At 68.8% G+C, this 13,652-nt stretch carries 12 protein-coding genes; 5 read left to right on the top strand and 7 right to left on the bottom strand.

Going from position 1 to position 13,652, the window contains the following annotated elements; translation table 11 throughout:
* Position 1 precedes the first annotated feature (1 nt).
* The 7 genes from RR49_RS11440 to sdhC are packed head-to-tail and all read right to left on the bottom strand — an operon-like array spanning position 2 to position 6,796.
* Positions 2-847, bottom strand: coding sequence for an exodeoxyribonuclease III (locus RR49_RS11440; protein ID WP_084603894.1), 846 nt, complete (start codon positions 845-847; stop codon positions 2-4).
* A gap of 10 nt (positions 848-857) precedes the next feature.
* Positions 858-2,069 (bottom strand): YihY/virulence factor BrkB family protein, encoded by a 1,212-nt coding sequence (locus tag RR49_RS11445; protein ID WP_048808894.1) that lies wholly within the window; start codon positions 2,067-2,069, stop codon positions 858-860.
* Positions 2,070-2,078: 9 nt separating this feature from the next.
* Positions 2,079-3,272, bottom strand: a complete 1,194-nt coding sequence (locus tag RR49_RS11450) for an MFS transporter (RefSeq protein ID WP_045248328.1) — start codon at positions 3,270-3,272, stop codon at positions 2,079-2,081.
* A 10-nt stretch (positions 3,273-3,282) separates the two neighbouring features.
* Positions 3,283-4,062 (bottom strand): succinate dehydrogenase iron-sulfur subunit, encoded by a 780-nt coding sequence (locus RR49_RS11455; protein WP_045248229.1) that lies wholly within the window; start codon positions 4,060-4,062, stop codon positions 3,283-3,285.
* On the bottom strand, positions 4,062-5,897 hold the full coding sequence (gene sdhA, locus RR49_RS11460) for a succinate dehydrogenase flavoprotein subunit (RefSeq protein ID WP_045248230.1): 1,836 nt from the start codon (positions 5,895-5,897) through the stop codon (positions 4,062-4,064). Before sdhA ends, RR49_RS11455 begins: the two co-directional genes overlap by 1 nt.
* 18 nt (positions 5,898-5,915) lie before the next feature.
* Entirely contained in the window at positions 5,916-6,362 is a 447-nt protein-coding gene (sdhD, locus tag RR49_RS11465; RefSeq protein ID WP_045248231.1) for a succinate dehydrogenase, hydrophobic membrane anchor protein, read from the bottom strand.
* Positions 6,362-6,796: a succinate dehydrogenase, cytochrome b556 subunit gene (sdhC, locus tag RR49_RS11470; protein ID WP_048808896.1), complete on the bottom strand. Its 435-nt coding sequence runs from the start codon at positions 6,794-6,796 to the stop codon at positions 6,362-6,364. Before sdhC ends, sdhD begins: the two co-directional genes overlap by 1 nt.
* 185 nt (positions 6,797-6,981) lie before the next feature.
* On the opposite strand from sdhC, the gene RR49_RS11475 reads away from it, so the two are divergent.
* The 5 genes from RR49_RS11475 (at position 6,982) to RR49_RS11495 (ending at position 13,602) form a co-directional block, all read left to right on the top strand.
* The gene (locus RR49_RS11475; RefSeq protein WP_045248233.1) at positions 6,982-8,097 is read left to right on the top strand and encodes a mannose-1-phosphate guanylyltransferase; all 1,116 of its coding nucleotides are present in this window, start codon (positions 6,982-6,984) and stop codon (positions 8,095-8,097) included.
* Between the two features lie 179 nt (positions 8,098-8,276).
* Positions 8,277-9,389, top strand: a complete 1,113-nt coding sequence (locus RR49_RS11480; protein WP_045248234.1) for a BMP family lipoprotein — start codon at positions 8,277-8,279, stop codon at positions 9,387-9,389.
* An 87-nt stretch (positions 9,390-9,476) separates the two neighbouring features.
* Positions 9,477-10,979 carry an ABC transporter ATP-binding protein gene (locus RR49_RS11485; RefSeq protein WP_045248235.1) on the top strand — a complete coding sequence of 501 codons (1,503 nt, stop codon included), beginning with the start codon at positions 9,477-9,479 and terminating at the stop codon, positions 10,977-10,979.
* Positions 10,976-12,328 carry an ABC transporter permease gene (locus RR49_RS11490; protein ID WP_048808897.1) on the top strand — a complete coding sequence of 451 codons (1,353 nt, stop codon included), beginning with the start codon at positions 10,976-10,978 and terminating at the stop codon, positions 12,326-12,328. Before RR49_RS11485 ends, RR49_RS11490 begins: the two co-directional genes overlap by 4 nt.
* On the top strand, positions 12,325-13,602 hold the full coding sequence (locus tag RR49_RS11495; RefSeq protein WP_045248236.1) for an ABC transporter permease: 1,278 nt from the start codon (positions 12,325-12,327) through the stop codon (positions 13,600-13,602). Before RR49_RS11490 ends, RR49_RS11495 begins: the two co-directional genes overlap by 4 nt.
* Positions 13,603-13,652: the final 50 nt, after the last annotated feature.

The raw sequence follows: 13,652 nt of genomic DNA on the forward strand, positions 1-13,652 counted from the left end.
CTCAGCGACCGATCGCGTAGTCGGCGACGACCGGGGCGTGATCACTCCACCGCTCGGCGTAGGTCGCCGCCCGCGCCACGTGGTAGCCGCTCTCGCGTGCCGCGAGCGCGGCGGTCGCCAGGTGGTAGTCGATGCGCCAGCCGGTGTCATTGTCGAACGCCTGACCGCGGTTCGACCACCACGTGTACGGACCCTCGACCTCTCCCGCATGACGGCGGCCGATGTCGACCCAGCCGAGACCGGTGCCGGTCGAGCCGTCGACACCGACGACCTGTGCGCCCGCGTCGCCGAGGAACCGGTCGACATAGGCCCGCTCCTTCGGCAGGAAGCCGGCCTTCTTCTGGTTTCCTCGCCAGTTCTTGATGTCGAGCGGGCGGTGGCCGACGTTCAGATCGCCCGTGACGAGAACGAGCGCACCGCCGGCGGCGAGGCGCGACATCCGCTCGGTCATCGCGTCGAGGAAGCCGTACTTCGCGTCCTGGCGCGGGGTGCCGTCCTCCCCGGAGTGCACGTAGGCGCTCACGACGGTGACGGTCTCGCCGTCGATCTCGAGGTCGGCCTCGATCCAGCGCCCCCGGGAGTCCACGCCCTCGCCGAGGTCGATGCGCGATGCGGCCGCAGGGATGCGGGACAGTACCGCGACCCCCGATCGCCCCTTGCTGAGCGACTCGTCATGCACGATGTGCCACCCGGGCAGCAACTCGGTGATGTGCGTCGTTTCGGCGCGCACCTCTTGCAGCGTGAGGATGTCGACGCCGGCACCGTCGAGCCAGCCGGTCATGCCGTTGCGCACCGCCGCCCGGATGCCGTTGACGTTGACGCTGGCGATGCGGACGGAGCGGGGCACGGGCTCCACCCTAGCGGCGGCCTCCGACGTCCTCGCCGTCCTCGGCCTCGAGCTGCTCCACCTCGAGTTCGGCCTGTGCGACCCGGCGGCGTGCGGCACGACTGCGCCACCAGGGAGCCTCGGTCTGCTCCTGGCGTGCGCGCCGCAGGTCGACCCGTGCGACGACCAGCCGAGCCTCACGCTCGATCGCGCGTCGCTCGGCGTCGGAGGTCGGCACGATCGCGACGTGGCGGTCGGCGGCGGCGACAGCGATCCACGCCGAGGCCACGAGGATGACCACGCCGACCACCCGGAACAGGAGCAGGAATCCGATGAAGGCCGTGAACGTCGCGAGCAGCGGATTGCGCGGGGCGTAGAGCAGCAGCAGCCCGGCGCCGAGCTGCACGACCGCGAGCGCAGCGCCGCCCATGAGCGACCCCGGCAGAATGCGTCGCCATCGCAGCGCGGCGCCGATCAGGAACCGGTAGAGGGCCGCGAGGGCGGCCGAGTTGATGACGAAGGCGACGAGCAGAGACGCGCCGCGCACGCTCACGCTCGACCAGAACGAATCACCGTCCAGCCCGAGCAGCGACCACACGAGATCGATCGCCCAGGTCGTGAACGAACCGACCACGGCGCCGAGCAGGAGCGCGACGCCGAACACCAGCGCCGCGAGGAAGTCGCGTGCCTTCAGCAGCACGTACGACCTCGAGTCGTAGGGCAGGCCGAAGATGTCGCGCACCGCGCGGCGGGCGTAGGTCACGAAACCGATCGCCGTCCAGATGACGACGATCGCGGCCACGGCGCCGGTCACACCCAGCAGGCCGCGCCCGCCGCTCGCGACATCCTGCACCTGGTCGGTGCTGACCAGACTCGACTCGCCGCCGATGAGACCGGGGATGTACCGGTTGATGAGGTCGATGAGACCCTGCACGGCCTGGGGAGAGCCGCCGAGCCACAGACCCACGGCGGCGAACGCGAGGTAGAGCACCGCGAAGATCGCGAACAGCGACTGATAGCTCATTCCGGCGGCGAGCAGCAGGCCGTTGCGCTGCAGGAAGAGCCGCCACACCCGCACGGGGAACCACCCGAGCGTGCGCCGGGTGACCCGCGTCGCCTGGGCGATCGGCTCGTCGAGACGCTCGCGCACGACCCGCTGCGCGTCCTGCAGGCGGGCGCGCACACGCTCGGCGAGCTCGCGCTCCTCGTCGGCCGGGTCGGTCCGACCCCGGTCGGTGGTCACGGAGCCAGACTAGCCAGCGTCGGCCGCCGTGACGGATGCCGCGGGCCGCCGCAGTCGTCGGAGCACCGGCAGCACGGCGGCGAGGGCCGCCGCGGGCAGCAGGAAACCGAGGGCGAGTGCGGGACCGCCGGAGAGCAGCCCGACCAGCACGGCGCCCGCGATCGCGCCGGCGTAGTTGAAGAGGTTGACCCGCGCGATGATCTCGTCGCTGCGCGCGGGATCGAGCTCGCCGGTCGCGCCGAATGTGATCGGCACGAGGGCGCCGACCGCCACACCGGCCAGGGCGAAGCCCGCGATCGCGGCACCACCGACCGGCACGAGGGCGACGACGAGGCATCCGATGACCGACACGATGACCGCGATGGCGGCCACCGTGGCGCGAGGGAGCGTGCCGAGCAGCCGGTCGGTCACGAGGCGGGTCACCAGGATCACCACCTGGTAGAGCGCGTAGCCGAGCGGGGCGAGCGCAAGTGTCGTGCCGAGGTTGTCCGTGAGGAGGATCGAGCTCCACGTGCTCACCGCCGAGTCGACGGTGAACGCGGCCAGGATGATGAATCCGAGCGCCCAGATCGCGCGGTGGGGGAGCGCGGTGCGCTCCGCGGCGACAGCGGTCTCGGGCGCCGCCTCCCGGGCGAAGAAGCGCAGCCCCGCGAGAGCGACGAGCAACGCGATCGCCGCCCCGACACCGAGCGCGACGCCTGCCGTCGTCGGGGTCAGCGCGAAGGCCGACACCAGCAGGGCGCCGACGATCGCGGCCGCCGTGTAGGCGGCGAAGAACCCGCCGAGCAGGGACCGGCCGTACGCCCGCTGCACCACGACGCCCTGCATCGCCGACGCCGCGTCGACGCATCCGAGACCCACGCCGTAGACGACGAAGGCCGCCACGAACACCGGGAACGGCACGGGCACCGCCGCCACCGGCAGGGCGATCGCCTGCAGCACGAACCCCGCCGAGAGCGCCACGCGCCCGCCCAGCCGAGTCGCCAGCGCACCGGCCAGCACCGATCCGGCGGCGGCGGCGACGCACACCCCCAGGATGATCAGACTCACGACCGTGTCGTCGATCTGCTGCCGGTTCTTCAACGTCGGCAACGACGTGACGACCACCGCGTAGCCGAGGCCCTGCGTCGCATAGGCGGCGGTGACGGCCACGCGGGAGGCGCGCGGCATCCGCTCACTGCCGGGGGAAGGAGCGAGCGGCACCGCCATCACCTCACGGCTTGCCGCGCAGAACCGCCTGCTTGACCTCGGCGATCGCCTGCGTGACCTGGATGCCGCGGGGGCACGCCTCGGTGCAGTTGAAGGTGGTGCGGCAGCGCCACACGCCTTCCTTGTCGTTGAGGATGTCGAGGCGCACGTCGGCCGCGTCGTCGCGCGAGTCGAAGATGAAGCGGTGCGCGTTCACGATCGCGGCCGGGCCGAAGTACTGACCGTCGGTCCAGAACACCGGGCAGGACGAGGTGCACGCAGCGCACAGGATGCACTTCGTGGTGTCGTCGAAGCGCTCGCGGTCGACGATCGACTGCACGCGCTCCTTGCCCTTCTCGGGGACCGAGTTGGAGATGAGGAACGGCTGCACCTCGCGGTAGGAGGCGAAGAACGGCTCCATGTCGACGATGAGGTCCTTCTCCAGCGGCAGGCCCTTGATCGCCTCGACGTAGATCGGCTTCGAGATGTCGAGGTCCTTGATCAGGGTCTTGCAGGCGAGGCGGTTGCGGCCGTTGATGCGCATCGCGTCCGAACCGCAGATGCCGTGGGCGCACGAGCGGCGGAAGCTCAGCGAGCCGTCGACCTCCCACTTGATCTTGTGGAGCGCGTCGAGGACGCGGTCGGTCGAGTAGACCTCGACGTCGTAGTCCACCCAGCGCGGCTCTTCGTCGACCTCAGGATTGAATCGACGCACGATGAAGGTGACCAGGAACGCCTGGATGCCGGTGTCGTCCGCCTCTTCGAGGTTCGCGACGGCGTCGGGATCGACGAGAGCGGTGGACATCAGTACTTCCTCTCCAGCGGGGGATAACGCAACTCGCCGGCCTCGTTCTTCGTGAAGACGACCGGCTTCCAGCCGAGCGCGATGTGGTCCTCCGGGCTCGACGAGTGCGGGTCGCCCGAGAGGTAGGCCATCGTGTGCTGCATGTAGTTCTCGTCGTCGCGCTTCGGGAAGTCGTCGCGCATGTGACCGCCGCGGCTCTCCTTGCGGTTCTTCGCGGTGACGACGACGACCTCGGCGATGTCGAGGAGGAATCCGAGCTCGACGGCCTCGAGCAGGTCGGTGTTGTACCGCTTGCCCTTGTCGTCGACGTGCACGTTCTTGAAGCGCTCGCGCAGCTCCTCGATGACCTCCAGCACCTCGCCGAGCGACTCGTCGGTGCGGAACACCTGCGCCTTGCGGTCCATCTCGTCCTGCAGCGTCTTGCGCAGCACCGCGATGCGCTCGGTGCCCTCGTTCGTGCGCAGGCCCTCGATGAGCTCGCGCACCTCCTTCGCGGGGTCCTCGGGGAGGGCGACGAAATCGGCGGTCTTGACGTACTCGACGGCATTGCGGCCGGCGCGCTTGCCGAACACGTTGATGTCGAGCAGCGAGTTGGTGCCGAGGCGGTTCGAGCCGTGCACCGACACGCACGCGCACTCGCCGGCGGCGTAGAGGCCCGGCACCACGGTCGTGTTGTCGCTGAGCACCTCGGCGTTGTTGTTCGTCGGGATGCCGCCCATCGCGTAGTGCGCGGTCGGCATCACGGGAACGGGCTCGACGACCGGGTCGACACCCAGGTAGGTGCGGGCGAACTCGGTGATGTCGGGGAGCTTCGTCTCGAGCACCTCGGCGCCGAGGTGCGTGCAGTCCAGCAGCACGTAGTCGCGGTGAGGACCGGCGCCTCGACCCTCCGCGACCTCCTGCACCATGCAGCGGCTGACGATGTCGCGCGGCGCGAGGTCCTTGATCGTCGGGGCGTAGCGCTCCATGAAGCGCTCACCCGACACGTTGCGGAGGATGGCTCCTTCACCGCGGGCGCCCTCGGTGAGAAGGATGCCGAGGCCGGCGAGGCCGGTCGGGTGGAACTGGAAGAACTCCATGTCCTCCAGCGGCAGGCCCTTGCGCCAGATGATGCCGACGCCGTCGCCCGTGAGGGTGTGGGCGTTGGAGGTGGTCTTGAAGATCTTGCCGAAGCCGCCGGTCGCGAAGATCACGGCCTTCGACTGGAACACGTGCAGATCGCCCGTGGCGAGCTCGTAGGCGACGACGCCTGCGACCTTCGTCGAGCCGTCGGCATCCTTCACCGTGACGAGGTCGAGCACGTAGAACTCGTTGAAGAAGTTGATGCCGAGCTTCACGCAGTTCTGGAACAGCGTCTGCAGGATCATGTGGCCCGTGCGGTCGGCTGCGTAGCAGGCGCGGCGCACAGGGGTCTTGCCGTGGTCGGCGGTGTGACCGCCGAACCGGCGCTGATCGATCTTGCCCTCGGGCGTGCGGTTGAACGGCAGGCCCATGTTCTCGAGGTCGATGACGGCGTCGATGGCCTCCTTCGCGAGGATCTCGGCCGCATCCTGGTCGACGAGGTAGTCGCCGCCCTTCACGGTGTCGAAGGTGTGCCATTCCCACGAGTCCTCTTCGACGTTGGCGAGCGCCGCCGCCATGCCGCCCTGCGCCGCACCCGTGTGGGAGCGCGTCGGGTAGAGCTTCGAGATGACCGCCGTGCGGGCGCCCGGACCGGCCTCGATCGCCGCGCGCATGCCGGCGCCACCGGCGCCCACGATGACGATGTCGAACTGGTGGTAGTAGACCCCGTCCTTCAGGACGGGCGCGGTGTCGGAGGCGGTGTCAGTCGTCATGATCGCAATCGGTGAGGCTCAGGAAGCGCTGCAGAAGTCGGGGAGAAGGTTGGCGGCGGCGCCGGCCGGGCACGGGTCGAACGTGAAGACGACGAGCGTGCCGAGGAGGATGAGGAAGGCCGCGACGAGCCAGATCGCCCAGATGAGCGTGCGTCGCACGCCGTTGTGGGTGACGTAGTCGTTGGTCACTGTGCGCATGCCGTTGGCGCCGTGGATGAGGGCCAGCCACAGCATCAGCACGTCCCACCACTGCCAGAACGGCGAGGAGAGCTTCCCGCCGACGAACGCGAAGTCGATCTGGTGGATGCCTTCGCCCGTGAGGAGGTTCACGAACAGGTGGCCGAAGATGAGCACGATCAGCAGCACGCCCGAGACGCGCATGTAGATCCAGCCCCACTTCTCGAGGTTGAGGCCCGTGCGGCGCGGCGCGGTGTGCGGGGCGCGCGGGTCGGCGATGGCGGTCATCAGTGCCCCCCTCCCGTCGCCGAGAAGACGTTCATGAGGTGGATGGGCGCGAAGCCGAGCATCGTGATCAGCCAGATCACCAGCACGACCCACCACAGCTGACGCTGGTACCTGGCGCCCTTCGACCAGGCGTCGACCAGGATGATGCGCAGGCCGTTGAACGCGTGGTAGGTGATCGCGGCGACCAGGATCGTCTCGCCGACGCCCATGACCTGGTTCTTGTAGGTGCCGATCACCGCGTTGTACGCATCGGGGGAGACCCGGATGAGCGCGGTGTCGAGGATGTGCACCAGCAGGAAGAAGAAGATCGAGACGCCGGTGATCCGGTGCAGTACCCACGACCACATGCCCTCGTGTCCGCGGTACAGCGTTCCGCGCGGGACTTTCGATGTGGTTTCCGAGATCTGCGGCGTGACACGCGCTGGTGCAGACACGACGGTCCTCCCTGTTCGAACACGGTCGGGGCAGACGTTGCCCCCGGAGGCAGAGCCCCCTGGCGTCACTCGGGCGCTGGGTCTCATCCTATGCCGAGCATGTGCATCGGTTCGCGTTAGGCAGACCTAACTGTCTTGATATCGAGATAAACGGGAGCGTCATCCGACACCGCTACTCTGTGGCCATGACCGAGCCGATCCCCGACTTCTACGCCGTCATCCCCGCCGGAGGAGTGGGATCACGTCTCTGGCCGCTGTCGCGTGCCGACGCACCCAAGTTCCTCCACGACCTGACCGGGTCGGGGCACACCCTGCTCCGCGACACCTGGAACCGTCTCGAGCCGCTCGCCGGACACGACCGCATCGCCGTCGTCACCGGGCGTGCGCATCGCGCGGCGGTGGAGGCCGAGCTTCCCGGCGTGCTCGACCGCAACGTCATCCTCGAGTCGGAACCACGCGACTCGACCGCCGCCATCGGGCTCGCTGCCGCCATCCTCGTGCGTCGGGAGCCCGACGTCATCATCGGATCGTTCGCGGCCGACCACGTCATCAAGGTGCTCCCGGTGTTCAGCTGGGCCGTGGAGCAGGCCGTCGCCGTCGCGCGCGAGGGATATGTGTGCACGATCGGCATCCAGCCGACCGAGCCGTCGGTCGGTTTCGGGTACATCCGCAAGGGTCAGATGCTGACCGTCGCCGGTGCTCCGGAGGCGGCGCTGGTCGACGCGTTCGTCGAGAAGCCCGACGCGGAGACCGCGCGCGGCTACTTCGCCGATCGCGGCTACCTCTGGAACGCGGGCATGTTCATCTCCCGCGCCGACGTGCTCCTCGCCGAGATCGAGGCGAACGAGCCCGAGCTGCACGCCGGACTCATCGAGCTCGCGGAGGCGTGGGACGACCGTGATCGTCGAGGCCCCGCCGTCGACCGCATCTGGCCGCGCCTGAAGAAGATCGCGATCGACTACGTGGTCGCCGAGCCCGCCGCCGCGAAGGGGCGACTCGCCGTCGTGCCCGGCCATTTCGACTGGGACGACGTGGGCGATTTCGCCAGCCTCGCCAAGCTCAACAGCAGCGGCCGCAAGAACGAGCTCGCGATTCTGGGGGAGAACGCCCGCATCCTCGCCGACACGTCGAGCGGGATCGTCGTCTCGCAGACCTCTCGGGTCATCAGCGTCATCGGCGTGCAGGACATCGTGGTCGTCGACACCGAGGACGCGCTGCTGGTGACCACGAGCGAGCACGCGCAGAAGGTGAAGGGGATCGTCGACGCCCTCAAGCTCAGCGGTCAGGGCGACGTGCTCTGACCGAGCGGTCCCAGCGCGGCCCGATGGTGCGCATGAGCATTTCGCGGCGTTCTGTTAAGTGTTTGTAACCATTCCGTACCAGGTGTTGGTCAGGACAACAATTCGCCCGACGCGATAGGTAACTTCGACTCGTCCCGACTCCCCGCGACATCCGCGGGGTACCGATTATGGAGGAACGAGTGACCATCTCAACCACCAAGAAGATCGCCGGCGCAGCCACCGCCGCCGGGCTTCTCGTGGCTCTCGCCGGCTGCGGATCCGCGCCGACGGCCACCAGCACCACCACCGCTCCCGCTGTCGCGGGCTTCAAGCCGTGCATCGTCTCCGACGCGGGCGGCTGGAACGACAAGTCGTTCAACGAGTACGCCAAGAAGGGTCTCGACGAGGCTGCCGCGACCCTGGGCGTCACCCCGGTCGAGGTGCAGTCGAGCTCCGCGAACGACTACGCGCCCAACCTCGAGAGCCTCGTCGCCGCGAACTGCACGCTGATCGTCTCGGTCGGCTTCAACCTGGCCGCCGACACCGTGAAGTCCGCCCTCGCGAACCCGAACCTGCAGTACGCGATCGTCGACGACAGCGCCGACCTCAACAACGACGGCAAGACGGATGCCCCCAACATCAAGCCGCTGCTGTTCAACACGGTCGAGGCGGGCTACCTCGGCGGCTACGCCGCCGCGGCGTGGTCGGCGCAGGACGGCGTGAACAAGGTCGGCACCTTCGGCGGCATGCAGATCCCGCCGGTGACGATCTTCATGGACGGCTTCATCGACGGCGTGCAGAAGTACAACACCGACAAGGGCGCGAACGTCCAGACGTTCGGCTGGGACGTCGCCTCGCAGAAGGGCGTCTTCACCGGCGGCTTCGAGGCGAACGACACCGCGAAGCAGACCGCGAAGAGCATCCTCGACCAGGGTGTCGACGTCATCCTCCCCGTCGGCGGACCGATCTACCAGAGCGCCGCTCAGGCGATCAAGGAGTCGGGCAAGAACACCGTCATGCTCGGTGTCGACTCCGACCTCGCCGTCGCCGACCCCTCGGTCGCCTCGGTGCTGCTCACCTCGATCACCAAGCACGTCGACAACGCCGTGCGCGACACGGTGATCGCGGCGGCCGCGGGCAAGTACGACCCGACCCCGTACGTGGGCACGCTCGCCAACGGTGGTGTCGGTCTCGCCGACTTCCACGACTTCACGAGCAAGCTCCCGGCCGGTCTGACCGACGAGCTCGCGAAGCTCCAGAGCGAGATCATCGCCGGCACCCTCACGGTGACGTCGCCCAGCTCGCCCAAGTGATCTGATCACCCAGCTGCGGCCGGGGACGCGTCAGCGCCCCCGGCCGCAGTCCGTTGTCCACGACACCTCGATCGATAAGGTGCAGATATGAAGCTCGAACTCCGTGGCATCACGAAGCGGTTCGGAGCACTCGTCGCCAACAACCACATCGACCTCACGGTCGAGGCGGGCGAGATCCACGCTCTCCTGGGGGAGAACGGCGCCGGCAAGTCCACGCTCATGAACGTGCTGTACGGCCTGTACCAGGCCGACGAGGGCGAGATCCTCCTCGATGACGAGGTGCAGCACTTCCGCGGTCCCGGCGACGCGATGCGCGCCGGTATCGGCATGGTGCACCAGCACTTCATGCTCATCCCCGTCTTCACGGTCGCCGAGAACGTCATGCTCGGCCATGAAGAGACCAAGGGTCTCGGCACGCTCGACCTCGCGAAGGCGCGAGCGCGGGTGCGCGAGATCGCCGACCGGTTCGGGTTCGACGTCGATCCCGATGCCCGCGTCGAGGACCTCCCCGTCGGCGTGCAGCAGCGCGTCGAGATCATCAAGGCGCTCTCCCGAAACGCGCGCGTGCTCGTGTTCGACGAGCCGACAGCTGTGCTCACCCCGCAGGAGACGGACGAGCTCATGGCGATCATGCGCCAGCTGCGCGACGAGGGCACCTCGATCGTGTTCATCACCCACAAGCTGCGCGAGGTGCGCGAGGTCGCCGACCGCATCACCGTGGTGCGCCTCGGCACCGTCGTCGGCGAGGCGAGCCCCACCGCGTCGAACGCCGAGCTGGCGTCGATGATGGTGGGTCGTGCCGTCGAGCTGCGCGTGCAGAAGGATGCGGCGACCCCCGGTGAGGGCGGGCTCGCCGTGCGCGACCTGCGCGTCATCGACCCCGCGGGCGTCGTCGTCGTCGACGACGTCAGCTTCGACGTGCGCCCCGGTGAGGTGCTGGCGATCGCCGGTGTGCAGGGCAACGGCCAGACCGAACTGTCCGAAGCCATCGTCGGCCTCCAGGCGCGCGTCACCGGGTCGGTGCGGCTGGGCTCGGTGGAGCTCGTCGGCAAGAGTGTGCGCGGCATCCTCGACGAAGGTGTCGGGTTCGTGCCCGAGGACCGCACGCACGACGGTCTGGTCGGCTCGTTCTCGGTCGCCGAGAACCTCATCCTCGATCGCTCTGCGGATGCCGCGTTCAGCGTCGCGGGGACCATTCGCCGCGGAGCGCTCGATCGATTCGCCCGCGACCGGATCGCCGAGTTCGACATCCGCACCCAGGGACCCCAGACGCGCGCCGGCGCGCTGTCGGGCGGCAACCAGCAGAAGGTCGTCATCGCGCGCGAGCTCAACCGCGAGCTCAAGCTCTTCCTCGCCTCGCAGCCCACCCGCGGCGTCGACGTCGGCTCGATCGAATTCATCCACAAGCGCATCATCGACACGCGCGACGCCGGCATCCCGGTGATCGTCGTCTCGACCGAGCTCGACGAGGTCACCGCCCTCGCCGACCGGATCGCGGTCATGTACCGCGGCGCGATCGTCGGCATCGTCCCGGGGGACACGCCCCGCGACGTGCTCGGACTCATGATGGCCGGGGAGGCAGCGGCGTGAACGACAACACCCCCGGGAGCACCACCCCCGACGCCGGCGGCGAGCAGCTGCCCGCGGCATCCGGTCCCCTCACCGGCCACGCGGTGACCGCCGACGGCCCCGCGGCACTGGTCGCGGGCGCCGCCGTGCCGCCGCCGCCCCGCTCGAACCAGCTCATCCGCGAGATCCTGCGGGGGAGCGTCGTCACCACGATCCTGGCGGTCGTCCTCGCGATGCTCATCGGCGGCATCCTCATCGCCGTCACCGACCCGAAGGTGCAGGCCGCGGCCGGCTACTTCTTCGCCCGGCCCGGCGACACGTTCGTCGCGCTGTGGACCTCGATCTACGGCGCGTACGACGCGATGTTCCGCGGGTCGATCTTCAACGCGACCGCGCCGACCTTCGAGGCGGCCATCCGCCCGCTGACCAACACACTCGGGTTCGCGACACCGCTGATCGCGGCGGCGCTCGGCGTCGCACTCGCGTTCCGGGTCGGCCTGTTCAACATCGGCGCGCGCGGTCAGATGCTGATCGCCGCGGCGACCGCGGCGCTGGTCGCCTTCAACCTGAACCTGCCGATGTGGATCCACATCCCCGTGACGCTCCTCGCGGGCATCGCCGGAGGTGCGATCTGGGGCGGCATCGTCGGGCTCCTCAAGGCGCGCACCGGCGCCCATGAGGTCATCCTCACGATCATGCTCAACTACGTCGCCTACTACCTGGTGTCGTGGCTGGTGCGCACCCCCGGCCTGCTGCAGAAGCCGGGCACCAACCAGCCGATCTCGGCGCCGACGCCAGAGACGGCGCAGTTCCCGGCGCTGTTCGGCGAGCAGTTCCCGCGCCTCGACTGGGGCTTCGTGGTGGTCATCATCGCGACGATCTTCGTGTGGTGGCTCATCGAGCGCTCGAGCCTCGGCTTCCGCATGCGGGCCGTCGGCGAGAACCCTCACGCAGCCCGCGCTGCGGGCATCAACGTCAAGCGCGTCTACGTCTACGCGATGCTGTTCGCGGGCGCGCTGGCGGGACTTGCCGGCATGAACCAGATCATGGGAACGGTCACGAGCGGGTTCGACGGCGGCATCGACGCCGGCATCGGCTTCGATGCGATCACCGTCGCGCTGCTGGGGCGCAGCTCGGCGTGGGGCACTTTCGCCGCCGGCATCCTGTTCGGTGCGCTGAAGTCCGGATCGTTCACCATGCAGGCGAGCGAGGGCATCCCCGTCGACATCGTGCTCGTCGTGCAGTCGCTCATCGTCCTGTTCATCGCGGCGCCGCCGCTCGTGCGCACGATCTTCTTCCTCCCGAAGGACGAGGCCGAGCGTTCCGCGCGGGCGAAAGCCCGCCTGGCGAAGAAGGCGGTGGCTCGATGAGCGTCGCAACCCTCGCGGCATCCGCGGTGCCCCACCTCGTGGTGCGGGTACGCCGCATCAAGCTCCCGGTCACCCTCACGATCGTCACGGTCGGTCTCGCCGCCCTGTTCCTGTTCGCGCCGCGCGACGGGCAGAGCGTCTTCCGGCTGAGCGACGACGCAGCGGTCATCGCCCTCGGCGACGTCGCCGTACCGTCGGCGCCGACGGCGTGGATCACGGTGGCGATCCTCGCGCTCCTCACGGTCTGGACCTGGCTGGATGCCGCGGCCTACCGCCGATCGAACCTGGCCGTGCCGATCGTCTACGCGATCCTGGCCGTGTTCGCCTTCCTCACCTGGTCGGCCGCGGGCGGTCTCGTTCCCGTCACGGGCCTGCTCTTCGGTGCGATGTCGCTCTCGGTGCCGCTCGTGTTCGGCGCCCTCGGCGGTGTGATCGGCGAACGGGTCGGCGTCGTGAACGTCGCGATCGAAGGGCAGTTCCTGCTCGGCGCGTTCGCGGCGGCCGTCATCGGCAGCATCACGCAGAACCCCTTCATCGGGCTCCTGGGCGCCATGGTGGGTGGTGTGCTGGTGTCGTTCGTGCTGGCCGCCTTCAGCATCAAGTACCTCGTCGACCAGGTCATCGTCGGCGTCGTGCTCAACGTGCTGGTCACGGGTCTGACGAGCTTCCTCTACGGCGTCGTGCTCGCCAACAACGAAGCGGCACTGAACAGTCCCGTGACGTTCTCGCGGTGGAAGATCCCGGTGCTCGGCGACATCCCGGTGCTCGGTCCGGTGCTGTTCGATCAGCCGTTCATCGTCTACCTCATGTACGCGGCCGTGATCCTCGTCGCATGGGGTCTGTACCGCACGCGCTGGGGCCTGCGCCTGCGAGCGGTCGGTGAGCACCCGCAGGCGGCCGACACGGTCGGCATCAGGGTCAACACGCTGCGCTTCTGGAACGTCTCGCTGGCGGGTGCGATCGCCGGTATCGGAGGCGCCTACTTCACGCTCGTCTCGGTGCCGCACTTCACGAAGGAGATGACCGCCGGCCTCGGCTTCATCGCCCTCGCCGCGGTGATCTTCGGACGCTGGGACCCGGTGCGCGCCGCGCTCGCGGGGCTGCTGTTCGGCTTCGCCACCAACCTGCAGAATCTGCTGACCGTGCTGAAGACCCCGATTCCCAGCGAGTTCATGCTCATGCTGCCCTACGTCGTCACGATCCTCGCGGTCGCCGGTTTCGCCGGTCAGATCCGGGGGCCTGCGGCGGCCGGCAAGCCGTACATCAAGGGCTGATGAGCGGATGCCGCGACCCGCGGCATCCGGTTCATCACCCCTCGCACCCC

Source organism: Microbacterium ginsengisoli (assembly GCF_000956535.1).
GTDB lineage: Bacteria > Actinomycetota > Actinomycetes > Actinomycetales > Microbacteriaceae > Microbacterium > Microbacterium ginsengisoli.

Bases quoted from the DNA above. Each gene is read 5' to 3' on its own strand.
- RR49_RS11475 (WP_045248233.1), top strand. From the start codon at position 6,982: ATGACCGAGCCGATCCCCGACTTCTACGCCGTCATCCCCGCCGGAGGA.
- RR49_RS11485 (WP_045248235.1), top strand. From the start codon at position 9,477: ATGAAGCTCGAACTCCGTGGCATCACGAAGCGGTTCGGAGCACTCGTC.
- RR49_RS11455 (WP_045248229.1), bottom strand. From the start codon at position 4,062: ATGTCCACCGCTCTCGTCGATCCCGACGCCGTCGCGAACCTCGAAGAG.
- sdhA (WP_045248230.1), bottom strand. From the start codon at position 5,897: ATGACGACTGACACCGCCTCCGACACCGCGCCCGTCCTGAAGGACGGG.
- sdhD (WP_045248231.1), bottom strand. From the start codon at position 6,362: ATGACCGCCATCGCCGACCCGCGCGCCCCGCACACCGCGCCGCGCCGC.
- RR49_RS11495 (WP_045248236.1), top strand. From the start codon at position 12,325: ATGAGCGTCGCAACCCTCGCGGCATCCGCGGTGCCCCACCTCGTGGTG.